The organism is Streptomyces sp. KM273126, from assembly GCF_004337435.2.
Taxonomy (GTDB): Bacteria; Actinomycetota; Actinomycetes; order Streptomycetales; family Streptomycetaceae; genus Streptomyces; species Streptomyces acidicola.
This window is the reverse complement of the sequence record NZ_SJXB02000002.1, coordinates 1621544-1643373: the sequence shown is the minus strand read 5'-3', so window position 1 is coordinate 1643373 and position 21830 is coordinate 1621544. Positions and strand designations below refer to the sequence as shown.

The window sequence follows — 21830 nt, the reverse complement described above, 5'->3', positions numbered from 1 at the left end:
ACCCGGGGGTTTACCCCCCGGGGTTCCCCTAGTCGACGGCCTTCTCCCAGACGGAGACGTGCCCGCGGCTCTCGCTGGTGAACGGCTCGCGCTGCCACCCCTCCCACCGGTCGCGCAGCCGCAGTCCGGCGAGTCGCGCCATCAGGTCCAGTTCCGCGGGCCAGGCGTACCGGAACGGGACGGAGGTGTACGAGGCCTGCCCGTCGACGATCCTGACGTGGTGGGAGCTCGTCGCCTGGGTGGCGACGTCGTACGTGTCGAACCCCAGCCGGGTGGAACTGACGGTGAACGGCACGGCGTTCTGCCCCGGCGGCAGCCTGCGCAGGTCCGGCACCATCACCTCGATGACGAAGCAGCCGCCGGGCCGGAGGTGGGCGGCCGCGTTGCGGAAACAGTCCACCTGGGCGTCCTGGGTCGTGAGGTTCATGATGGTGTTGAAGACGAGGTACGCGACCGCGAACTCGCCGGGCACGCGCGTGGTCGCGAAGTCGCCGATGGCGACGTCGATCGCGTCGCCGCCCGGCTTGGCGCGCAGCCGGGACACCATCGCCCGGGACATGTCGATGCCGTGCACCGGAACCCCGCGGCGGCTCAGCGGCAGTGCGATCCGGCCGGTGCCGATGCCCAGTTCGAGCGCCTGCCCCTCACCGGCGAGCCCGGCGAGCAGGTCCACCGCCGGTTCCACCGCCTCGGGCCGGAACATGTCCGCTGACGACTCGTCGTACGTGGCCGCGATCTCTTCTCCGAAGTAGCCGTCCTCATCGAGTTCGGTATCGAGTTCGGTCATGCCGGGGACCGTAGCGGCTGCGAAGCAGTCCGCGCACGCGGTTTTCCGGCGGCCGGCACGGCCATCAGGTCAAGCGTCCCGGACCCTTGACTCAGTACCTGCGGGTAGCGATTCTCGTCCCATCGCTTGTGCGAGTCATGACAACCGAGGACGTGACCGATGACCATGGTTCGCCGCCCGCACCCCACGATCCCCCACCGCGGACGCAGGCACCTCGCGCTGCTGTCCCTGCTCCTCGTCGTGCTGTCCATGACGCTGGGCCCGACGCCGAGTTCGGCGGCGGCCGGCACCGACTGGTGGACGCCGAGCGCACGGCCCTCGCCTGACTCCGGGATCAACGTCACCGGTGAGCCCTTCAAGGGCACGAACTCCGCGGACGAGGTGCGCGGGTTCGTCGACGCGCACAACCACATCATGGCCAACGAGGCGTTCGGCGGCCGGCTCATCTGCGGCAAGCCGTTCTCCGGGACGGGCATCGCGGACGCGCTCAAGGACTGTCCCGAGCACTACCCCGACGGCTCGCTCGCGATCTTCGACTACATCACCAAGGGCGGTGACGGCAGGCACGATCCGGTCGGCTGGCCGACGTTCGAGGACTGGCCCGCGTACGACTCGATGACCCACCAGCAGAACTACTACGCGTGGATCGAGCGCGCGTGGCGCGGCGGTCAGCGCGTGCTGGTCAACGACCTCGTCACGAACGGCGTGATCTGCTCCGTCTACTTCTTCAAGGACCGCGGCTGCGACGAGATGACGTCCATCCGGCTCCAGGCCAGGCTGACGTACGACATGCAGGACTACATCGACAAGCAGTACGGCGGCACGGGCAAGGGCTGGTTCCGGATCGTCACCGACAGCGCGCAGGCCCGCGAGGTCATCGAGCAGGGCAAACTCGCCGTCGTCCTCGGCGTCGAGACCTCGGAACCGTTCGGCTGCAAGCAGATCCTCGACATCCCGCAGTGCGACAAGGACGACATCGACGCCGGGCTGGACGAGCTGTACGACCTGGGCGTGCGCAGCATGTTCCTGTGCCACAAGTTCGACAACGCCCTGTGCGGGGTCCGCTTCGACGAGGGCGGACTCGGCACGGCGATCAACGTCGGCCAGTTCCTGTCCACCGGCACGTTCTGGAAGACGGAGAAGTGCACCGGTCCGCAGAAGGACAACCCCATCGGCGGCGCCTCGTCCGGGGCCGAGGAGGACCTGCCGGCGGGCACCGAGGTTCCGGAGTACGACGAGGACGCCCGGTGCAACGTCCGAGGGCTCACCGATCTCGGTGAGTACGCCGTGCGCGGCATGATGCAACGCAAGATGATGCTCGAAATCGACCACATGAGCGTCAAGGCCACCGGCCGGGTGCTCGACATCTTCGAGGCCGAGCAGTATCCCGGCGTGCTGTCCTCGCACAGCTGGATGGACCTGAACTGGACCGAGCGGGTCTACTCCGTCGGCGGCTTCGTCTCCCAGTACATGCACGGCTCCCAGGAGTTCAGCACGGAGGCGAAGCGCACGGACGCGCTGCGCGACAAGTACGGCGTGGGGTACGGCTACGGCACCGACATGAACGGCGTCGGCGGCTGGCCCGCGCCCCGCGGCACCGGCACCTCGAACCCCGTGACGTACCCCTTCACCAGCGTCGACGGCGGCGCCGTCATCGACCGGCAGACCACCGGCCGACGCACCTGGGACCTCAACACCGACGGTGCCGCGCACTACGGTCTCGTGCCGGACTGGATCGAGGACATCCGGCTCGTCGGCGGGCAGGACGTCGTCGACGACCTCTTCCGCGGCGCCGAGTCCTACCTCGGCACGTGGGGAGCGTCCGAGAGCCACCAGGCCGGGGTCAACCTCGCCAAGGGCCGCTCGGCGACGGCCAGTTCGTCGGAGTCCAACCCGTTCACCAGTTACGCGCCCGGCCGGGCCGTGGACGGCGACACCGGCACCCGCTGGGCCAGCGACTGGAACGACGACCAGTGGCTGCGGATCGACCTCGGGTCCACGCAGACGGTCCAGCGCGTCACGCTCGACTGGGAGCGGGCGTACGGGAAGTCGTACCGGATCGAACTCTCCACGGACGGCACCGCCTGGAAGACGGCGTGGTCCACGGCCTCCGGTGACGGCGGCCTCGACACGGCCCGGTTCGGCGCGGCCCCGGCCCGGTACGTGCGCGTCCACGGGCTGGACCGCGGCACCGACTGGGGCTACTCACTCAACGAGGTGGGCGTGTACAGCCGCTGACCAACGGTGCCCCGCCCTGGCCTGCCCGCCGGGCGGGGCACCGTTACGCTTCCCGGCGGGCGGAGCCGGTACGAGCACGAAGGACAGGTTCATGGCACGGATGCCGTCGGCCGAGCGGCGCCGGCAGCTGACCGAGGCGGCGATCAGGGCGATGACCCGGGACGGGGTGGCCCGGACGACGACCCGGTCCATCTGCGCCGAGGCGGGCGTCAGCCTGAGCGTCTTCCACTACTGCTTCGACTCCAAGCAGGCCCTGGTCGAGTCCGTCATCAGGGCCATCACCGACGACTACGTCACGGTGGTGAGGGAGGCGATCCGGCCCCGGGCCACGCTCCAGGAGACCGTCCGAGCCGGGTTCCAGGCGTACTGGGACCATGTGTCCGACCGTCCCGGCGAGCACATGCTGACGTACGAGCTGACGCAGTACGCCCTGCGCGAGCCGGGGTTCGGGCATCTCGCGCGCCGGCAGTACGAGCTGTACCGCGACACCTACGCCGAGCTCATCGAGCAACTGCGCCGGGACATGGGGTTCGAACTCGGCGTCCCCGTTCCCGTGCTGGCCCGCTATCTGGCCGCGATGACGGACGGGCTGACCCTGAACTTCCTCGTGCTCGGCGACGACACGTCGGCGGCGGACGTACTGGACATGATCGCCGAACACGTCGCCGGGCTCGTGGTCACCCCGTAGGGGCAGGGTGGCCGCCTCCACGGGTCGTGGTGGCGATGAGCTGGTCGATCAGGGCGATCAGCACGTCCCGGCACGATCCGCGCTCGCGTGCGTCGCAGAGCAGCACCTGGGCGCCCTCCGGCAGCGCGAGGGACTCCCTGATCTCCTCCGGATCGTACGGATGCTCACCGTGGAAGCCGTTGACGCCGATGACGAACGGGATCTTGCGGCGCTCGAAGAAGTCGATGGCGGCGAAGCTGGTCTCCGGCCGGCGCACGTCGACGAGGACCACGGCGCCGAGGGCACCGACGGCGAGGTCGTTCCACATGAACCAGAACCGCTGCTGCCCGGGCGTACCGAACAGGTACAGCACGAGGTCCTGGCTGACGGTGATACGGCCGAAGTCCAGGGCCACCGTGGTGGACTTCTTCTCCTCGATGCCGTTGAGGTCGTCGATGCCGAGGCTCGCGGTGGTCAGCGGCTCCTCGGTGCGCAGCGGGACGATCTCGCTGACCGATCCGACCATGGTCGTCTTGCCGACGCCGAAGCCCCCGGCGATCAGGATCTTGACCGTGTCGGGTGCCGAGACCTTCTGGACGGTGGCGTCAGAGCCGGTCAAGGCCTTGCCTCACTTTCTGCAGCAGTTCCAGGTCCAAGGTGCGCGAGACAACCCGCGGCGGCTGGACGACGATCCGTTCCGCCTCCAGCAGGTCACAGAGCAGGATGCTGACCACACTCACCGGCAGGTCGAGTCGTGTGGCGAGCTCCGCCACCACGACCGGTTCCCCGCACAGCCGCAGGATCCGGGTGTGTTCGGGCTGCAGCCGGGCGCCGCCGCCGGGCGGCGGGGGCGCGGCGGTCACCATCGTGATGAGGGTGAAGTCGCCACGGTCCGGCTCGGTCCGGCCGCCGGTCAGGGTGAACGGCCGGACCAGACGACCGGCCGTATCGCCTCCGCTCACCTCACTCGCCGCTGTCCGCCGCGACGACGACACCGGCCCGCGGGGCGGCACTGAGGTGCTCGCCGATCTTCTTCACCAGCATGTTCATCTGGTACGCCACCACACCGACGTCCGCGCCCTGACTGGTCAGCACCGCGAGGCTGGCGCCGGGGCCCGCGTTGGTGAGGAGCAGGTAGGAGTTGCCCATCTCGATCAGCAACTGGCGCACCGGGCCGCCCCGGAAGTCCATGCTGACGCCCTTGCTGAGGCTCATCAGGCCGGACGCGGTGGCCGCGAGCCGCTCGGCGTCGTCCCGTACGAACGCGGTGGACTTGCTGACGACGAGTCCGTCCTCGGAGAGCACGACGGCGTGGTTCACCTCGGCGACCCGGTCCACCAGTCCGGTGAGCAGCTGGTCGAGCTGACTGTGCGTGGCGGGGATGGGGCGTGTCATTTCTGTGTCCTTCATCAGCGGTCGGCGGGCGGAGCGGCGGTGACGGGCGTGCCCGAGGCAGAGACCTTCTCGTCGGCGTCCTCGGGTGCGGTCTCTTCCGTCTGGTCGGCACTCTCCGCACCGTCGTCACGGGCCTGGAGGGTGCCGCGTTGGAAGCCGGCCAGTGAGGAGGCCGCGCGCTCCGCGGTGAAGTCGTCGAAGTCGAAGGGATCGTCGTCCTGGACGGGTGAGGTGTCCTCCCGCAGCTCGGCGGCCAGGCTGGTCTGCGGTACCCGGCGGGGCAGCGGGGTGAGACCCGGGCGCCGGCCCGCGGCCCGCCCGGCCGTGGGCGTGCGGGGCACGGGCCGTGCGGTGGCCGCGGCCGGGGTGGCGCCGTTCGTCCGCGCGGGGGCCTCGGCGGGCTGCGGTTCGCGGGCGCGTTCGTGGCTCCGCGCGCCGTCGTCGGGGCCCCCGGCGGAGGGCCGTTCGTCGGCGACCTCCTCGTGCGCGAGCGCCTTCACCGGGCCCGTGGGCCGGTCGTTCTCGGCCGCGGCGTCGGTGGCGGCAGTGTCCTTGGTGTCCTTGGCGGGCGCGTCGGCGGACTCGCTCACCACGATGTCGTGTGGGATCAGCACGATCGCCGTGGTGCCGCCGTACGGCGAGGAGCGCAGCGTGACGGCGATGCCGTGCCGCGTGGCGAGCCGGGCGATCACGAACATGCCGAGCCGGAGGTCGTCGGCCAGCGCGACCACGTCGAACTGCGGAGGCACCGCCAACTGGGCGTTGAACGCGGCGTAGTCCTCCTCCGACATGCCGAGGCCGCGGTCCTCGATCTCCACGGCCAGGCCTCTGGCCACCATCCCGGCCCGCACACTCACCGGGCTGGGGGCGGGCGAGTACGCAGTCGCGTTGTCGATGAGCTCCGCCAGCAGGTGGATGACGTCCGCGACGGCGGGCGGGGCGACGGACACCTCCTCCTCGGTGTGCACCTCAACCCGCTGGTACTGGGCGACCTCGCCGACGGCGCTGCGCAGGATGTCGATCAGCGCGACCGGCCGGGTCCAGGTGCGGCCGGGCCGCTCACCGCTGATGATGACGAGGTTCTCCTCATAGCGACGCAACTGGCTGGCGGTGGAGTCGAGTTCGTACAGGCCCTGGAGGATGTTCGGGTCCTGGTGCTCGCGTTCCAGCTTGTCGAGCTTGCTGAGCTGGAGGTTGACCAGGTTCTGGCTCTGCCGGGCGATACCCAGGATGACCTTCTGGAAGCCACGCCGGGTGTCGGCGAGTTCCACCGCGGTGTGCACGGCGGTGCGCTGCGCGGCGTTGAACGCCTGGGCGACCTGGCCGAGTTCGTCGCGGCCGTAGTCGAGCGGCGGGGTGGCGGACTCCACGTCGACCTTCTCGCCGCGATCGAGGCGCGCGACCACGTCGGGCAGCCGCTCCTCGGCCAGGCTGAGGGTGGCCATGCGCAGTCCGCGCAGCCTCCGGGACAGGGAGCGGGTGATGCGCCAGGACATCACCGCGCATACCAGCAGGGCGATGAATCCGGCGGCGCTCAGGACGGCGGCCTTGAAGAGGAGCGCGTCCGCTTCGCTGCCACTGCGTTCCAGCAGGGCGCGGGTCTGCTGCTGGATGAGCTTCGTGTACTCGCCCGCGAGGGCGTCGTACCCGCCGGCCCACCGCTTCTCCACGCCGGCGGGCAGAGCCGTCGTGCGGTCGTCGGCGCCGCCCGTCGTGCGTGCCTTGAGGAGCCGGTCCTCCATGGACTCCAGAGCCTGCCAGCCCTGGCCCTGGAGGATCTGCTCGGTCTGGGTCTTCAGGTCCCCGTCCAGGGAGGGAACAATCTGGTCCTCGACGAGCCAGCGCCGGGCGCTGACCAGTTCCGAGAACCGGAAACGTGTCTCGTCGTCCAGGTGCCCGGACGGCCAGGCGAGAGTGAGCAGCGCGTCCTCCTGGGCGACCATCTCCCCCGCCCGTTCCAGCGATACGAGCGGGTCGGCCTGGGAGGTCAGGTCGCCGTCGTCGACCTGGGAGAGCTCGTGGAAGGCGGTGATCTGGGTCTCGATGATCGAGGTGAACTGGTCCAGCGTCTGCTGCGGGGTGATGTCGACGGGCTTGTCGACCTGGTCCCGGTAGTACTCCAGGCTGGCCACCGCGCCGAGGACCGAGTTCAGCCGGTCGCTGATGCGGGAGGGGGCGCTGTCGATCGCGTCCGACTGGCGGACCAGTTTCCCGATCGCCGCGTCCGTCTCCTTCCGCTGCTCGTCGAGGGCGGTCCGGTCGCCGTTGGGGTTCGCCAGCCACGCGGCCGACAGCCGGCGCTCCCGCTGCAGGGCGAGCGTCGCGTCGGTGCCCATGGCTCCGGTCGTCTTGCTCAGCTCCGTCTGCTCGCGCAGCCGCAGCCCCTCGGAGAACATCTGAATCGTCGTCACGCTCCACATGGCGGCGAGGGTGACGCTGGGGATGAGCGCGAGGAGGATCAGCGAGAGACGTATGGAGCCGAGACGGCGCCGGGCACCTGTCCGTGAAGGCATCGTCGTCCTTGGGCGATTGACGTGATCGGGGGGGTGATTGGGGAGAAACGGTCGGGGAGGGAGGGGCTCAGGGGGACGAGCGCGGTGGGTGGCCGCGTGTCCGGTTACGCACAGGGGATGGCCAGAATGCTATCCGTACAAGTGATCGCACGCATGGTGAGGGGCCAAAACCGTGGCGTCCCTGTTATCTCGCGGACGTTATCTCGCGGAACAGGATCAGCGGGTCCCGTTCGCCGCGAACTTCGCGACCTTCTCGACATTCTGTTTCGTGACGAAGGCGGGGCCGGTGAGCACCGGGGCCTCTCCGCCGCCGCTGACGTTGCCGTTGAACCTGTAGAGCCAGAGCGCGTCGACCGCGAGGTAGCCCTGCAGATAGGGCTGCTGGTCCACCGCGAACTGCACCTTTCCGTCCTGCACGGCCTTCACGAGGTCGTCGTTCAGGTCGAACGTGGCGATCTTCGCCTTGCTGCCGGACTCCTTCACCGAGTCGACGGCGGCGAGCGCGAACTGGGCGCCGTTGAGGATGACTTCGTCGATACCGGAGTCCTGCCTGAGCTTCGCGGCGATGACGGAGGTCACGGCGTCCATGTTGGTTCCGTCGACGTAGAGGTTCTCGGTCTGGCCGCTGAAGGTCTTCTTCACTCCGGCGCAGCGGGCCTCCACGGCGACGTTGCCGCGCTCGTGGACGACGCACAGGGCGCGCTTGGCCTTCAGGTCGTCCAGCTTGTCGCCGAGGGCGCGGCCGGCGACGCTCTCGTCCTGGCCGAAGTACTCCAGCAGGCCCTGTGACCGCCAGGCGTCGATACCGGAGTTGAGGCCGACCACCGGTATGCCGGCCGCCTGGGCCTGGTCGACGGCGGCCTTCATGGCGTCCGGCCTGGCGAGGGTGACGGCTATGCCGTCGACGCGCTCGCCGATCGCGTCGCGCACCAGCCCGGCCTGCCCCGCCGGGTCGGCGTCGCTGGCGTACGTCAGCTCGATGTTGCCCTTGGCGGCCGCGGCTTCCGCGCCCTTCTTCACACGCTCCCAGAACTCGTCGCCCTCGGCCCCGTGGGTGATCATCGCCACCTTGATCCGGGCTGTGCCCGCCTTGCCCGCCGTGTCGGCGCTGTCGGAGGCCGACCCGCCGGATCCGGAGCAGCCTGCCGTGAGGAGGCCGACGACGACCACGGCGGACGCCAGGGCCGTGGCGCGGGGGTGTCTGGTCGAACCGTGGGGGTGGGGGACGTGTTCATGAAGGTGTGGCACCTCGCTGTGCGACCGAGCGGAGGAAAGGGGAGGGCAAAGCCGACACGCGCACCGAGTGACGCGTGTCGGCTTTCAGGCTTTCACTGGCCGTGAGCCAACCGTGTGTGACGCCTGGTAGTCAAGTGACCAATCAACTGGGATGACAGAGCCCGGCCAGCTCTCTGGCCTCACGGGATTCCCTCTGGCATGTGCCACTGTCGTCTACTGTGACATTCCAGGCGCGAGTGGCCCACGTTGCCCACGGCCGCGCCCCGGCCCCCCGCTTCACCCTCTGTCCGGAATCCGTACCGTGCCGCCGCTCACCCTGATCCGGTCTGCGGTGGCCGGAGTGGCCGCGACGGGCGGGACGTTGGCGGTCGTCAGAGCCGGAGCCCGGCCGGGCTCGCCGCCCCGGGGTGTGGTGCGCACGACCTGGCTGGGCGGCAGGGGCGTGCCGTCGCGCAGCCGTTGCCACATCAGGTCCAGGGCCTGCTGATAGTAGAACCCGAGGGGCACGTACCGGTTGTCGTACCCGGGTGCGGTCGAGTCGGCGTGATGGGCGTGGGTGACCTCCACATAGCTCACCGTGCCGTGCCCTTGCTCCGCCTGGGAGTTGAGGCCCAGGTACGGGCGTGAGCTGTGGTTGACGGGGACGCGGGCGTCGTCTCGGCCGTGGACGACCAGCGTGGGCTTGCCGTGCAGGTCGCCGGTGCGGCGGGTGGCGTCCAGTCCTTCGGCGACCCTGCGCGCCCACGCCCGCTCCTCGCTCGGGGCGTTCGCACGCGGGAAGGCAAGACGGAGGACGCAGCGCTCGCCGCGCAGGTTGTACTCGTGCGTGCCGTCCGGCCCCAGGGACTTGGCATCGGCGACGGGCCCGCCCGGCGAGTTCTCGTCGATCAGCACGCCGGGCGCGGGGGCCCGGCCCGGACTGGTGGCGAACGCGGCGGCGAGTTCCGCCCTGCTGTACGGGGCGGGCCTGCCCGAGGAGTCGGTGCGGGCCCAGCCGTAGCCGCACAGCGAGTCGGTGACCGAGGCGCGGGCGAAGCTCATGGCGTACGAGGCGGGGGTCCCCGGGTCGTAGTGGGCCGCCTGCAGGTAGGAGGATTGCGGTTGGAAACCGACACGGACGAGCGCTTCCTGGGCGAGTCGGGGCAGTCCGTCCTGGCCCGCCCGGGCGGCGTCGCGGCGCGTGATCAGGCGGGGGTCGTCGCCGACCAGGGCGGCGCAGCGGCGCCGCGCGGCGGCCGGGTCCAGGTTTCCGTACCCGGGAGCGGCCGGCTCGGTGAGAGCCGCGCACGGCTGGAGCAGGGAGGCCACGGAGTTGTACTGGAGCAGCGGCAGTCCCGCGGCGGGTACGCGCCGGTCACCCTCGCGGACCTCGACGCCGTTCAGCGGGGCGAGGTTCATCTGCGGCTCGGAGGCCACGACGGCGTCGACGAGACCGTGCCGGTCGTCCTCGCCCGCGGCGATCGCGGCGCCACCGCCGTTGGAGATCCCGGTGGCGAGGACGGTGGTGGTGGCCGGGGTGTAGCCGGCGGCGGGTGCTCCCCGGCGGTGGTCACGGTTCAGCAGGGCGAGCGTCAGTTCCACGGACCACAGCACGTCACGACCCCAGGTGGCCTGCGGATCGGTGCCGCTGTGCGCCATCTTGTACGCGACCCGGTAGGGGCGCTCGGCGTCGAACCGCGCCCGTTCCGCCGCGCTGAGGCCGGCGTCGAAGGCGGCGCGGCCGCCTACGCCCGTCCGGGGCCCGGTGGTGCCGTCGTACGCCATCACGGTCCCGGAGTGCAGGTCGTCGAAGGCGGGCCCCATGCCCTTGTCGGTGTAGGCGACGGCGCAGCGCCGGTGCAGGGCCCACGCCCCGGCCGTGCCCACCATGTTGTACACACCGCCCAGTCCGGAGGCGGGCGCGGCGACCACGCACGGGCGGGCCCGGTCGAAGGCGTCGGGCACCTGGACGACGAAGCTCACACTGCGCGCGCCCCGGCCCGCCACCGCGTGGTACTCGGTGCCCGCGACCTTGCCGTCCCCGGGCACGGGCCGCCCGCGGTCGACGTTCGCCCCGTACAGCCGCCCGAGGCCGCCGCCGTCGCCCGCAGACAGTCCGGCGGAGGTCCACAGGGCACGGCGGCGCAGTTCGGCGGGCGTCGGGTGGTCCGGATCGGCGAAGCCGGGAGGCGTGGTGGCGCGGAGTCCTGCGAAGCCGAGGCCACCGGTGAGCAGGTCATCGCCGCGACCGTCGTACCGTGTGGACGTCAACTCCGTTATATAGGGCGGAAGTTGAGGCGAGGGTGCGGCCACGGCCGGCGCGGCCGTGGCGATCGGGGCGGCGGTGACCGCCAGGGCGCAGGCGAGCAGCAGCGGAAGTCTGCGGGGCATGGGTGGGGTCCTCCTCACAGCGGCAGCGCACCCGTGGCGAGTGCCGCCGCCGTCATCACGAGCGTCGTGCCGAAAGCCCAGCGGAAGATGAAGCGCTGGTGTTCGCCGAGTTGTACGCCGGTCATGCCGACGAGGATGAACGTGGACGCCGTGAGCGGGCTGAGCGGGAAGCCGGTCGTCATCTGGCCGAGGACGGCGGCGCGGGCCATCTCGGCGCTGTCGGTGCCGAAGGCGTCGGCGGTTCCGGCGAGCACGGGCAGGATGCCGAAGTAGTAGGCGTCGGGGGTGAAGACGAGGCTGAGCGGCATGCTGGTGACGGCGACGAGGACCGGCAGGTGCCCGCCGAGTCCGTCGGGGATGACGCCGACCATCGCCTCGGCCATCTCCCCGATCATTCCCGTGCCGCCGAGGATGCCGGTGAACACACCTGCCGCGAAGATCATGGAGGTGACGAGCACGACGCTCTTGCTGTGCTTCTCCAGCAGGGCCTGCTGGTCCTCCCAGCGCGGATGGTTGACGAGCAGCGCGATGACGAAGGCGAGCACGAACAGCACGGGCAGCGGCATGGTTTCGAGGACGAGCAGGACCAGCAGAGTGAGGGTCAGCACCAGGTTGAAGACAGTCAGCGCGGGGTGCCGGGCGGCCGTCACACGGGGTGTGCCGGGGCCGTCGCCCACCGGTTCCGGGACCTCGGTGCGCTCCTCGGGCGCCAGTTCGCCGAGCCTGCGACGTTCCCGGCGGCCGATGAGGTACGCGGCGAACAGCACCCACGCGATGCCCGCGCCCAAGGCGGGCAGCAGGGGCGTGATGATGTCGGACGTGTCGAGCTTCAGGGCGGCGGCCGCGCGTGCGGTCGGGCCGCCCCAGGGCACCAGGTTCATCAGGCCCGCGCCGAGACAGACGATTCCGGCGAGCACCAGACGGCTCATCCCGAGGCGCCGGTAGACGGGCAGCAGGGCCGAGACGGTGATGAGGAACGTCGAGGCGCCGTCCCCGTCGAGCGCGACACAGATGGTGAGCACGGCCGTGCCCACCGCGATACGTACGGGATCTCCCTTGGCCGCCTTGAGGATGGCGCGGATCAGGGGTTCGAAGAGCCCGGCGTCGATCATCAGGCTGAAGTACAGGACCGCGAACGCGATCATGATGCCGGTGGGCGCGACCTGGGTCAGCCCCTTGAGCGCCATCGGCCCGATCTCGTCGGCGTGCCCGCTCCCCAGCGCGGCGAGCACCGGCAACAGCACCAGGGCCACCAGGACGGACACGCGTTTGGTCATGGTCAGGAGCAGGAAACCCCCGATGGTACAGAAGCCCAGTGCCGCCAGCATGATCCGCCCACTTCCTAGTCCGGCCGGTGTTGCCGATGAGTTTCGGAGCGGTGAAAGATCCGCGTCCAGCATTGAACACAGATCTGTCCATGCGTTTAGCGCATCAGTTCCCTACGGCGGCCGACACGCCTACGCTCCCGGCCATGGACGTCACCCTGCGCCAGCTCGCCGCCTACGCCGCGGTGGCCCGGGCCGTGAGCTTCACCGCGGCCGCCGCCGAGATGCACGTGTCCCAGTCGTCGCTGAGCCGGGCGGTCGCCGACCTGGAACGCACACTCGGCATGCGGCTGCTGGAGCGCGACACCCGTAACGTGCAGCTCACTCCGGCGGGCGCGGAGGCGCTGCGCGTGGCGGACCAGATCCTCGCCACCCATCGCGCCGGGCTCGCCCAGCTCGGCCGGTACGTGACCGGTGAACGCGGCACGGTGGCGCTGGCGACACTGCCCTCCCCCGCCGCCGTCCTGCTGCCCCCGGTGATCTCGGCCTTCCGGGACCGCCGCCCGGAGGTGACCATACGCATCCTGGACGGCCTGGAACGCTTCGTCCTGGAACGGGTCGTGGACGGGGACGCCGACTTCGCGGTGACGACGGTGGCCCGCCCCCGCACCCCCGGCATCGAACTCCGGCCGCTGGTCCGGGACCGTTTCGACGCCGTGCTGCCCGAGGGGCATCCGCTGGCCGAGCGGGACGAGGTGACCTGGCAGGAACTGGGCGGCGAGCCCTTCCTGGCGGTGGGCACGGACTCCAGCGTGCGCCGCATCACCGACGCGGCGTTCGCGCAGGCGGGCGTCGAGGCCAGTCCCGCGGCCGAGGCCGGGAGCGTGGCCACGGTCGGCGGCCTGGTCGCCGCCGGACTCGGGGTCTCGGCCATGCCCGCGCTCGTGCACCCGCTGGTGGCGCCCGGAAAGTGGGTACGGCGCCCGCTGGTGGACCCGGTGGTGGAGCGGCAGTTGTACGTCGTCCTGCCGGTACGGCGCAGCCTGCCGCCCGGGGCGCGCGCCTTCCTGGAACAGCTGGACGAGTTCCGGGCCTCGGGCCACGAGCTGCCGAAGGGGGTCTCGTGGGAGTCGGAGGAGGCCCCGGCTCCTTCCGGCCGCAGGGAGGCCCCGGCTCCCTCCGGCCGCGCGGGGACGCCGCCCCCGCCGACCGATGCGGTATCCGCATGAATTGATCCCCGTTCCTTGCTGGACGCGCATACGACCCACCCCGCAGCCTGAACTGCATGGACGACCGCAACGACGAGCGCGGCAGCGCACGGCAGGGACAGTTGACGGGCCTGAAGGTGGTGGAGTTCGCCCACGTCGTGGCCGGACCGCTCGCCGGGGCGATGCTCGCCGACCAGGGGGCGGACGTGGTGCACGTGGAGCCGCCCGGCGCGGGGGACGCGGCGCGGGCGATGGGGCCGAAACGGGACGGGGTCCCCCTCTGGTTCAAGGTCGCGGGCCGCAACAAGCGGTCGGTGACGCTGGACCTGCACCGCGAGGAGGGCCGGGAAGTCGCCCGGGACCTGGTGGCCTGGGCCGATGTGGTCATCGTGACCCTGCGGGCCGGGCGGCTGCGCAGCTGGGGCCTGGACTGGGAGGCGGTCCACGCGCTCAACCCGAAGGCCGTACTGCTGCAGATCTCCGGCTTCGGCGCCACCTCGTCGCGGGCGGACGCCCCCGGCTTCGGCAAGATGGGCGAGGCCCGCAGCGGGGTGGTGCACCTGACCGGCTTCCCGGACGGGCCGCCCGTGCACACCGGCTTCTCGCACGGGGACGCCGTGACCGGACTGATGGGCGCGTACGCGATCCTGGCCGCCCTGCACCGCCGCGCCACGGACCCGGAGTTCGACGGCGAGTGGATCGACCTCGCGCTCTTCGAGCCGCTGTTCCGGCTGGTGGAGTGGCAGGTGATCGCTCACGACCAGTTGGGCGACGCCCCGATGCGCGCGGGCAACCAGCTGGCTGTGGCCCCGGCCGCCGTCATCAACACCTACCGCAGTCGCGACGGCGACTGGCTGACCGTCACCTCCGCCACCCTGCGGTCCGTACGCAACGTGGCCCGGCTGCTGGGCCTGCCGGACGAGGCGTTCGCCACGACCGAGCAGCAGCACGCCAGCCGCGAACGCCTCGACGAGGGCCTGCGCGCCTGGATCGCCGAGCGTCCCACCGCCGAGTGCCTCGCGGAGTTCGAGCGCGCCGAGGTGGTGGCCTCCCGCGTCTTCGACGCCGCGGACATCGCCGCGGACCCCGTGTACGCCGAACGCGAGGACATCATCACCGTGGACGACCCCGACCTCGGCCCCGTACGCATGCAGGCGGTGATCCCGCACTTCCGCCAGGCCCCCGGCGCGGTGTGGCGCACCGGCCCGGCGCTCGGCGCGGACAACGACCTCGTCTACGGCGAGTGGCTCGGCATCGACGACAAGCGGCGGGCGAAGCTGGAGGAGTCGGGTGTCATCTGAGGCGGGGAGTGAGGTGAGGAACGAGGTGCGGACCAGGGCGAGCGGTGAGGTGGGGGCCGAGGGGTCGTACGACGGTCGCGTACCCGCCCGTGCCCCGCTGCGATCGCTCCTCTTCGTCCCCGGCAACCGCACGGGCTGGCTCGCCAAGGCCGAGGCGGCGGGCGCCGACGCGGCGATCCTGGACCTGGAGGACGCGGTACCGGACGACGCGAAGGCGGCGGCGCGGGCGGAGGTGGCCGAGGCCGTGTCCCGGTCGTACGACCGCGGAATGCGGCTCCTCGTCCGGGTCAACGCACTGAACACCACGGCTGGTTGGGCGAGCGCCGACGAACTGCGCGCGGTGGCCCGCCCCGGCCTGTACGGCATCGTGCTGCCCAAGGTGTCGAGCGCCGACGACATTCGGCTTGCCGACCGTCTCCTCTCCTGGTGCGAGCACGAACACGGCCTACCCAAGGGGCACTTCGCGCTCGTCCCGCTCCTGGAGACGGCACGTGCGCTGCGGGAGGCGTACGACATCGGCCGGGCCGCCGCCCGCGTGGCCCACCTCGGCGCGTTGACCGCGCCGGGGGGCGACGTCGAGCGTGCCGTCGGCTACCGGTGGAGCGCCGACGGCACGGAGACCCATGAACTCCGCGCCCGCGTCCTCCTCGACGCCCGCGCCGCGGGTTCCCCGCACCCGGTGTCCGGTCTGTGGGCCGACCTAGCCGACCTCGCGGGCCTGCGCCGCTTCGCCGAGCAGAACCGAGCGCTCGGTTACGAGGGAATGATGGTGATCCACCCGTCGCACGTCGCCATCGTCAACGACGTGTTCTCTCCGGGCGAGGACGAACTCGCGCGCCACGAACGGCTGATCGCCGCCGTGGAGAAGGCCCAGGCCGAGGGTTCCGGCGCGATCCGCTTCGAGGGCCGCATGATCGACGAGGCGATGGCGGCGGCGTCCCGCGACGTTCTCGCGCGGCATCGCGGCGTGTCCGGAAGCGCGGGAGCGTAGGGCGGGGGCCGAGCGGCCACCCACCCGGGTCTCCGCGGCGACGGTCTACGACGGCGCCGGCCTCGCCCAGGCTGACGGGTTGCAGGGGGCGGGGGCGGGTTGCCGGGTTGTTCGCCCCCGCCGCCCCTACCCGTCCCATCCCCAGGGGCTCCGCCCCTTCAACCCCGCCACGGGCTCCGCCCCCTGGACCCCCGCTCCTCAAACGCCGGAGGGGCTGGGTATTCAGCCCGTCCGGCGTTTGAGGACGAGGCCGTTCAGGCCGATGAGCGGGGGTCTGGGGCGGCAGCCCCAGTGGACGGGAATGGGTAGGGGCGGCGGGGGCGAAACCCAAAGATCTCGGACGCGCCTTGACACGTGACTGAATCGAAGTCTTAGCTTGCCTCCGGTCATTTAGATTCGTGAAGCTAGTTCATATACGTGGACGCGCCCGTGTCGCGAAGGGCCCTACCGCGTATGAGGGAGACATGAAGTTCCAAGGAGTGCTGTTCTTCCCGGTCACGCCGTTCGCCGCGGACGGCTCGCTGGACGAGGAACGGCTCGCCCAGCACATCGAGTCCGGCGTGACGGCAGGTGCGGGGGCCGTCTTCGTCGCCTGCGGCACCGGTGAGTTCCACGCGCTGTCCGCCGACGAGATCGAACGGGCCACGCATGTCGCGGTCACCACGACCGCTGGGCGCACACCCGTCCTCGCCGCCGCGGGCGGCCCCGTACCGGTCGCACGCGACCACGCCACCCGCATTGAACGCGCCGGCGCCGACGGCATTCTGCTGCTGCCGCCGTACCTGGTGAACGCACCGCAACAGGGCCTGGTCCGGTACGTGAGAGAGGTGACGGCGGCCACGAGCCTGCCGGTCGTCTTCTACCAGCGCGGCACGGCCCGGCTCACCGAGGCCACCGCCGCCGAGATCGCCGCGCTGCCGTCGGTCGCCGGCCTCAAGGACGGCCTCGGCGACATCGAGCGCATGCACCGCATCGTCCGGGCGGTACGTGCCGTACCGGGCACCGAGGACTTCCAGTTCTTCAACGGCCTGCCCACCGCCGAGATGACCGCACCCGCCTACCGCGGGATCGGCGTCGAGCTGTACTCCTCCGCGGTGTTCGCCTTCGCCCCCGAGATCGCGACGGCGTTCCACCGCGCCCTGACCGAGGGCGACGACACGCTGGTCGCGACGCTGCTGGACGAGTTCTACGGGCCTCTCGTCGAGCTCCGCGACGAGGTCCCCGGATATGCCGTCTCGCTGGTCAAGGCCGGAGTGACCCTCCGTGGCCTGGACGTCGGCGGCGTACGGGCACCCCTGCTCGACCCCACGCCGGAGCACATGGCCCGGCTGACGAAACTGATCGACCGCGGTCTGGAGGCGATTCACGCATGAGCAGCACCCTGGGGACCCCTGGGACCCGTATCCGCGAACTGGTCGTCACCCCGATCGCCTTCCGCGACCCGCCCCTGCTCAACGCGACCGGCGTCCACGAGCCGCTCGCACTGCGCTGCGTCCTCCAGCTCGTCCTGGAGGACGGCACGGTGGGCCTCGGCGAGTCGACGGGCGGCGAGGTACGCCTGGAACGGCTCCTGACCGCCGCGAAGGAAGTCGTCGGCATGGACGTCTTCGACACGACCGCCGTCTCCGCCGCGATCGACGCCGCACTCCTGCCCACCGTGCCCAGTTCCCACGAGCGCGGCTGGACCACCTCGGCCGTCGAGGTGGCCTGCCTCGACGCGCAGGGCAAGCTGCTCGGGCGCCCGGTCAGCGATCTGCTGGGAGGCACGGTCCGCGACTCGGTACCGTTCGCCGCCTACCTGTTCTACAAGTGGGCCGAGCACCCGGCGCTGGACGGCCGCCCGGCCGTGGGCGACGACTGGGGCGAGGCCCTCGACCCGGCGGGCGTCGTCGAGCAGGCCCGGCTGATGCAGCAGCGGTACGGCTTCCGCTCGTTCAAGCTGAAGGGCGGGGTGTTCCCGCCGGACGAGGAGATCGCCGCCGTCCGGGCCCTCGCGGAGGCGTTCCCCGGCCGGCCGCTGCGCCTGGACCCGAACACGGCGTGGACGGTGGAGACGTCGAAGTACGTCGCCCGCGAACTCGACGGTGTCCTTGAGTACCTGGAGGACCCGACCCCGACGATCCCCGGCATGGCCGAGGTCGCACAGGACTCCCCGATGCCGCTGGCCACCAACATGTGCGTGGTCGCCTGGGAGCACCTGAAGCCCGCGATCGAGCAGAACGCGATCCAGGTGCTCCTCACGGACCACCACTACTGGGGCGGGCTGCGGCGTACCCGCGAACTGGCCGCGGTCTGCGAGGTGTTCGGCATCGCGCTGTCGATGCACTCCAACTCGCACCTGGGCATCAGCCTCGCCGCGATGACCCACGTCGCCGCGACCATCCCCAACCTCGACCACTCCTGCGACACGCACTACCCGTGGAACTCGGCCGACGACGTGATCGTCCCTGGTGCCCTGGAACTGCGCGACGGAGCGGTCGCGGTCCCCACGGGTCCCGGCCTCGGCGTGGAGCTCGACCACGAGGCCCTCGACCGCCTCCACCGTCTCTACCTGGACTCCGGGATGCGAGGCCGCGACGACACCGGCTACATGCGCCGTATCCAGCCCGACTACGAGCTGAGGCTCCCCCGCTGGTGACCCGTGCCGGGCAGGCGGGGACGTGCAACCTCGGTGCAACGTGACTGCGGGTTGGCTGGACCCGCCGACCCGAGGAGTGATGCCCCGTGACCGAACCGGAGACCGCCCAGGGAACCACCCCACAGACCGCCCCGCAGGCCACCCCGCAGACCGACGTCGTCCCCCGCGTCGAACTGACCCCCGCGGCCGCCGACCTCGTCCGGCGGCTGCGTGCCGCTCACGGGCCGCTGATGTTCCACCAGTCGGGCGGCTGCTGTGACGGCAGCGCGCCGATGTGCTACCCGGAGGGCGAGTTCCGTACGGGCGGCTCGGACGTGCTGCTGGCCGAGTTGGAGGTCGAGGGCGTGGACGAGCCGGTGTCGTTCTGGATGTCGCGGAACCAGTACGAGGTGTGGAGCCACACACGGCTCATCGTCGACGTCGTCGAGGGCCGGGGCAGTGGCTTCTCCCTGGAGGCACCCGAAGGAGTGCGTTTTCTGATCCGTTCCCGAGTCGTCGGCGCCTAGCCACCGACACGGCGCCCGCCGTCTGGTGCACTGCCCTTGACTGCTGGGACAGTTGACGAGACATCAGGGGGGCGCCGTGACGCGTCGGATCGGACGGTTCAGAACGGCACTGACGGTTCTCGCGGTCTGGAACGTACTGGCCGGTGCCGCCCTCGTGGGCGCGGCGCCGGCCAGTGCCGCGTCCGCCGCCACCGAGGTCGCGCCGGGCGTCGAGTACACCGACTTCGACATCGTGGCGGCGAAAGGTGTGGCGCACGCCCATGTGCTGAGCGTCGATCTGCGCGCCCCGCACGTACGGGTCGGTCTCCTGTACCCCGGGGTCGTGGCGGCACGGGCCCCCGTCTCGCGGCTCGCCGACACGGCGGGTGCCGTAGCGGGGGTCAACGGCGACTTCTTCAACATCAGCGAGACGCAGCACCCGGGTGTCGAGGCCACGGGCGCGCCGGTCGGCCCGGCGATCGCGGCCGGGCGCCCGCTCAAGGCCGCCGTCCCGAACGGCCAGCGCTTCGGCCCGGCCCTGCCGCCCGGCACGACCACCGAGGAGGTGTTCGGCGTCGGGACCGACCACACGGCCCGCTTCGACCGGCTCGCGCTCGACGGCTCGATCGGGACGGACGAAGGGGCCCTGCCGCTGCGCGGCCTCAACCAGTACGCGCTGCCGGAGGGTTCCATCGGCGCGTTCACCTCGGACTGGGGCGACGTCTCCCGGGAGCGGGCGGTGTGCGGCACGGACACGGACCGGTCGGCGCCGTGCAGCACGGACACCTACGAGGTGACGGTCACCGACGGCCGAGTGGTGGCGACCACCGACTCCCCGGGCCGGGGCCCCATTTCCTCCGGCACCACCGTCCTGGTCGGCCGGGAGGCGGGCGCCCAGCAGTTGCGCAAGCTGTCGGCGGGCGAGCGGGTCGCGGTCCGGCACCGGCTGGTGGCCGCGAAGGCGCGCGTCCCGTACACCTTCGCGATCGGTGGCTCCCCGGTCCTCAGCGGCGGCCGGCCGCTGCCGGGCCTCGACGACACCGTCTCGGCCGTGCGCACCGCCGCCGGTATCGCGAACGGCGGGCGCCGGATGCTGCTGCTCGCCCTGGACGGGGCGCCCGAGTTCCGCACGGGGCTCACCATCGCCGAAGTGGCCGACACCATGCACCAGTTGGGCGCGACGGACGCGTTCAGTCTGGACGGCGGCGGTTCGAGCACACTGGTCGCACGCGAACCGGGCGCGACCGCCGTCTCCGTGTGGAACCACCCCAGTGGTGGCGCCGAACGCCCCGTACCGAACGGCATCGGGGTGTTCGCGCGCCCCTAGCGTCCAACGAACCTCACGGTTTGAGGCTGCTCACGATGTCCGCCGTGGCCGTGAGCCCGTTGTGGATGGTCGGGGCCATGCTCGAACTGGCCAGGTAGAAGCCGAGCAGCATGCAGACCACGGCGTGCGAGAGCTTCAGCGCGCCATTGCGCAGGAACACCACTGCCAGGACCAGAAGCAGCACTACCACCGAGATGGAAACGGCCATCGTCAACCTCCTCCGCCACGTCCGCTTCGCGGCGTTCGGCCGTAAGTGTGGCGTAGCGGAGGGTTGGTCCGGGCGGCTGACGTGTACTCCGAACGTGTGGTGTCCGCTTCCGCGGCCCTACAGACGCTACGGACGCTCGTGCACGTCCAGGAACGCCTGGAGTCCGGCGAGGTCATCGGTGTTGAGGTGGTCGACACCGGCGGCGAGGAGTTCGCCCCACAGCGCGTCACGGGCCGGACCCGGCTGGTCGGGCGTCGCCCAGAAGCGGATCCGCTGGCCTCGCGCGTGCGCCCTGGAGACGATGTCGCGCAGCTTCGCCCGCTCGGCTTCCGGGAACGTGCCCACGCCCTGCCAGGTGAAGTTGAGCGTCCAGTTGTCGCTGATCAGCGGGACGAACGACGCGGGGGCGGAGCTGCCGAGGTCGGCGAGGCGGCCGTCGTAGAAGGCGCGGCGCACGGTCTGCGCCGCCATGGGGGGCCGGGCGGCGCGGTCGCCGGAGATGACGGCGGTGACGGGGCCCGGGTACACGCGGCCGTGCGCGTACGTCGTGAACAGGTGCCGGTAGCACGCCAGATGGCGGTCGAGCTCCAGGTACGTCGACGAGCCCTCGGTCTTGATGTCGATGAGGAGCTGCAAGGGCCTTCGGTGACCGCGGTACACGGACCCCCGGTTGGCCTTCACCCGGGCCGCGAGCGGGTCAAGGTAGAGGGATTCGAGGGTGCGGGACGGGTCGAGGTCCTCGGGGTCGTGGGCGACGAGGAGCTGTCCCTCGACGAGGTAGATGTCGGCCTCGACGCTTCCGAAGCGGTGGTCGAGGGCGTCGAGGAGGGGCCGCGGGTGCTCGTAGTCGTTGTGCGCGTGGGCGCGCCACAGCGGGCGCGGGCCGTGCTTCCCGTCACCCGCCCACGCGTGGGCGGCGGGGAGGGCGACGGAACCCGCGAGGGCGGCGCCGAGGGTCGTGAGGGCTCTGCGGCGGGTGGTGAGGGCCATGCTCTGCCTCCCTGGAAGTGCCGTACGGGATGAATGGGGGTCCCGCACGGTCGAGCGAAGTCGGGGCTGGAGGAGAGTATGGGGTCCTGTACGCCCCAAAGAGCAGTGCTGTGCGGGGAGTTGGCCGGGCTGCCACTGTCTGTTCATTTCGTCCGTGTGGAGCTCACGAAAAGACCCGCCCCGGGTGGGGCGGGCTTCTCGTGGGCTTCTC

General features: G+C 71.2%; 19 protein-coding genes. 9 read left to right on the top strand and 10 right to left on the bottom strand.

The genetic code is table 11. From position 1 onward, the window contains the following. Positions 1-28: 28 nt before the first annotated feature. Positions 29-787 carry a class I SAM-dependent methyltransferase gene (locus E0500_RS37940; protein WP_131560879.1) on the bottom strand — a complete coding sequence of 253 codons (759 nt, stop codon included), beginning with the start codon at positions 785-787 and terminating at the stop codon, positions 29-31. Between the two features lie 165 nt (positions 788-952). Between E0500_RS37940 and E0500_RS37935 the strand changes: the two genes are divergently transcribed. Together E0500_RS37935 and E0500_RS37930 are read left to right on the top strand one after the other, a co-directional pair. After that, positions 953-3025, top strand: coding sequence for a discoidin domain-containing protein (locus tag E0500_RS37935; RefSeq protein ID WP_220141732.1), 2073 nt, complete (start codon positions 953-955; stop codon positions 3023-3025). 91 nt (positions 3026-3116) lie between these two features. Beyond that, the gene (locus E0500_RS37930; RefSeq protein ID WP_131560875.1) at positions 3117-3713 is read left to right on the top strand and encodes a TetR/AcrR family transcriptional regulator; all 597 of its coding nucleotides are present in this window, start codon (positions 3117-3119) and stop codon (positions 3711-3713) included. Here E0500_RS37930 and E0500_RS37925 read toward each other — a convergent pair. The 7 genes from E0500_RS37925 to E0500_RS37895 form a co-directional block, all read right to left on the bottom strand. After that, the gene (locus tag E0500_RS37925) at positions 3703-4311 is read right to left on the bottom strand and encodes an ATP/GTP-binding protein (protein ID WP_131560873.1); all 609 of its coding nucleotides are present in this window, start codon (positions 4309-4311) and stop codon (positions 3703-3705) included. The two genes, E0500_RS37930 and E0500_RS37925, sit on opposite strands and share 11 nt — an antisense overlap. Beyond that, the gene (locus tag E0500_RS37920) at positions 4298-4654 is read right to left on the bottom strand and encodes a DUF742 domain-containing protein (protein ID WP_131560871.1); all 357 of its coding nucleotides are present in this window, start codon (positions 4652-4654) and stop codon (positions 4298-4300) included. Before E0500_RS37920 ends, E0500_RS37925 begins: the two co-directional genes overlap by 14 nt. 1 nt (position 4655) lies before the next feature. Then, a complete protein-coding gene (locus E0500_RS37915; RefSeq protein ID WP_131560869.1) occupies positions 4656-5087 on the bottom strand; it encodes a roadblock/LC7 domain-containing protein in 432 nt (143 codons plus the stop codon). Between the two features lie 14 nt (positions 5088-5101). Then, entirely contained in the window at positions 5102-7600 is a 2499-nt protein-coding gene (locus tag E0500_RS37910) for a nitrate- and nitrite sensing domain-containing protein (RefSeq protein WP_131560867.1), read from the bottom strand. 216 nt (positions 7601-7816) lie between these two features. Continuing rightward, positions 7817-8848 (bottom strand): substrate-binding domain-containing protein, encoded by a 1032-nt coding sequence (locus E0500_RS37905; protein WP_181587361.1) that lies wholly within the window; start codon positions 8846-8848, stop codon positions 7817-7819. 264 nt (positions 8849-9112) lie between these two features. Beyond that, complete coding sequence (locus E0500_RS37900) at positions 9113-11206, bottom strand: 3-hydroxybutyrate oligomer hydrolase family protein (protein WP_131571374.1); 2094 nt, start codon at positions 11204-11206, stop codon at positions 9113-9115. 14 nt (positions 11207-11220) lie between these two features. After that, positions 11221-12534 (bottom strand): CitMHS family transporter, encoded by a 1314-nt coding sequence (locus E0500_RS37895; RefSeq protein WP_181587360.1) that lies wholly within the window; start codon positions 12532-12534, stop codon positions 11221-11223. Positions 12535-12677: 143 nt separating this feature from the next. On the opposite strand from E0500_RS37895, the gene E0500_RS37890 reads away from it, so the two are divergent. The 7 genes from E0500_RS37890 to E0500_RS37860 all read left to right on the top strand — a co-directional run bounded on the left by E0500_RS37890 (position 12678) and on the right by E0500_RS37860 (position 20421). After that, the gene (locus E0500_RS37890; protein WP_131571379.1) at positions 12678-13700 is read left to right on the top strand and encodes a LysR family transcriptional regulator; all 1023 of its coding nucleotides are present in this window, start codon (positions 12678-12680) and stop codon (positions 13698-13700) included. A 56-nt stretch (positions 13701-13756) separates the two neighbouring features. Then, positions 13757-14980, top strand: a complete 1224-nt coding sequence (locus tag E0500_RS37885) for a CaiB/BaiF CoA-transferase family protein (RefSeq protein ID WP_131571382.1) — start codon at positions 13757-13759, stop codon at positions 14978-14980. Between the two features lie 25 nt (positions 14981-15005). Next, positions 15006-15971, top strand: a complete 966-nt coding sequence (locus E0500_RS37880; protein ID WP_309505285.1) for a CoA ester lyase — start codon at positions 15006-15008, stop codon at positions 15969-15971. 464 nt (positions 15972-16435) lie between these two features. Next, a complete protein-coding gene (locus E0500_RS37875) occupies positions 16436-17344 on the top strand; it encodes a 5-dehydro-4-deoxyglucarate dehydratase (RefSeq protein ID WP_131561943.1) in 909 nt (302 codons plus the stop codon). Continuing rightward, on the top strand, positions 17341-18609 hold the full coding sequence (locus E0500_RS37870; RefSeq protein WP_131561941.1) for a glucarate dehydratase family protein: 1269 nt from the start codon (positions 17341-17343) through the stop codon (positions 18607-18609). The genes E0500_RS37875 and E0500_RS37870 overlap by 4 nt, the downstream gene beginning before the upstream one ends. 173 nt (positions 18610-18782) lie before the next feature. Continuing rightward, positions 18783-19115, top strand: a complete 333-nt coding sequence (locus E0500_RS37865) for a DUF779 domain-containing protein (RefSeq protein WP_131561953.1) — start codon at positions 18783-18785, stop codon at positions 19113-19115. A gap of 76 nt (positions 19116-19191) precedes the next feature. Then, positions 19192-20421, top strand: coding sequence for a phosphodiester glycosidase family protein (locus tag E0500_RS37860; RefSeq protein ID WP_131561939.1), 1230 nt, complete (start codon positions 19192-19194; stop codon positions 20419-20421). Positions 20422-20434: 13 nt separating this feature from the next. On the opposite strand, the gene E0500_RS37855 is transcribed toward E0500_RS37860, so the two are convergent. Both E0500_RS37855 and E0500_RS37850 read right to left on the bottom strand, forming a co-directional pair. Further along, on the bottom strand, positions 20435-20629 hold the full coding sequence (locus tag E0500_RS37855) for a hypothetical protein (protein ID WP_131561937.1): 195 nt from the start codon (positions 20627-20629) through the stop codon (positions 20435-20437). A gap of 126 nt (positions 20630-20755) precedes the next feature. Then, positions 20756-21619, bottom strand: coding sequence for a phosphatidylinositol-specific phospholipase C/glycerophosphodiester phosphodiesterase family protein (locus E0500_RS37850; protein ID WP_131561935.1), 864 nt, complete (start codon positions 21617-21619; stop codon positions 20756-20758). Between the last annotated feature and the right edge of the window lie 211 nt (positions 21620-21830).

Coding starts and splice junctions, on each gene's coding strand:
- E0500_RS37940 (WP_131560879.1), bottom strand. CDS start 787: ATGACCGAACTCGATACCGAACTCGATGAGGACGGCTACTTCGGAGAA.
- E0500_RS37935 (WP_220141732.1), top strand. CDS start 953: ATGGTTCGCCGCCCGCACCCCACGATCCCCCACCGCGGACGCAGGCAC.
- E0500_RS37930 (WP_131560875.1), top strand. CDS start 3,117: ATGGCACGGATGCCGTCGGCCGAGCGGCGCCGGCAGCTGACCGAGGCG.
- E0500_RS37915 (WP_131560869.1), bottom strand. CDS start 5,087: ATGACACGCCCCATCCCCGCCACGCACAGTCAGCTCGACCAGCTGCTC.
- E0500_RS37910 (WP_131560867.1), bottom strand. CDS start 7,600: ATGCCTTCACGGACAGGTGCCCGGCGCCGTCTCGGCTCCATACGTCTC.
- E0500_RS37900 (WP_131571374.1), bottom strand. CDS start 11,206: ATGCCCCGCAGACTTCCGCTGCTGCTCGCCTGCGCCCTGGCGGTCACC.
- E0500_RS37895 (WP_181587360.1), bottom strand. CDS start 12,534: ATGCTGGCGGCACTGGGCTTCTGTACCATCGGGGGTTTCCTGCTCCTG.
- E0500_RS37890 (WP_131571379.1), top strand. CDS start 12,678: ATGGACGTCACCCTGCGCCAGCTCGCCGCCTACGCCGCGGTGGCCCGG.
- E0500_RS37885 (WP_131571382.1), top strand. CDS start 13,757: ATGGACGACCGCAACGACGAGCGCGGCAGCGCACGGCAGGGACAGTTG.
- E0500_RS37875 (WP_131561943.1), top strand. CDS start 16,436: ATGAAGTTCCAAGGAGTGCTGTTCTTCCCGGTCACGCCGTTCGCCGCG.
- E0500_RS37870 (WP_131561941.1), top strand. CDS start 17,341: ATGAGCAGCACCCTGGGGACCCCTGGGACCCGTATCCGCGAACTGGTC.
- E0500_RS37855 (WP_131561937.1), bottom strand. CDS start 20,629: ATGGCCGTTTCCATCTCGGTGGTAGTGCTGCTTCTGGTCCTGGCAGTG.
- E0500_RS37850 (WP_131561935.1), bottom strand. CDS start 21,619: ATGGCCCTCACCACCCGCCGCAGAGCCCTCACGACCCTCGGCGCCGCC.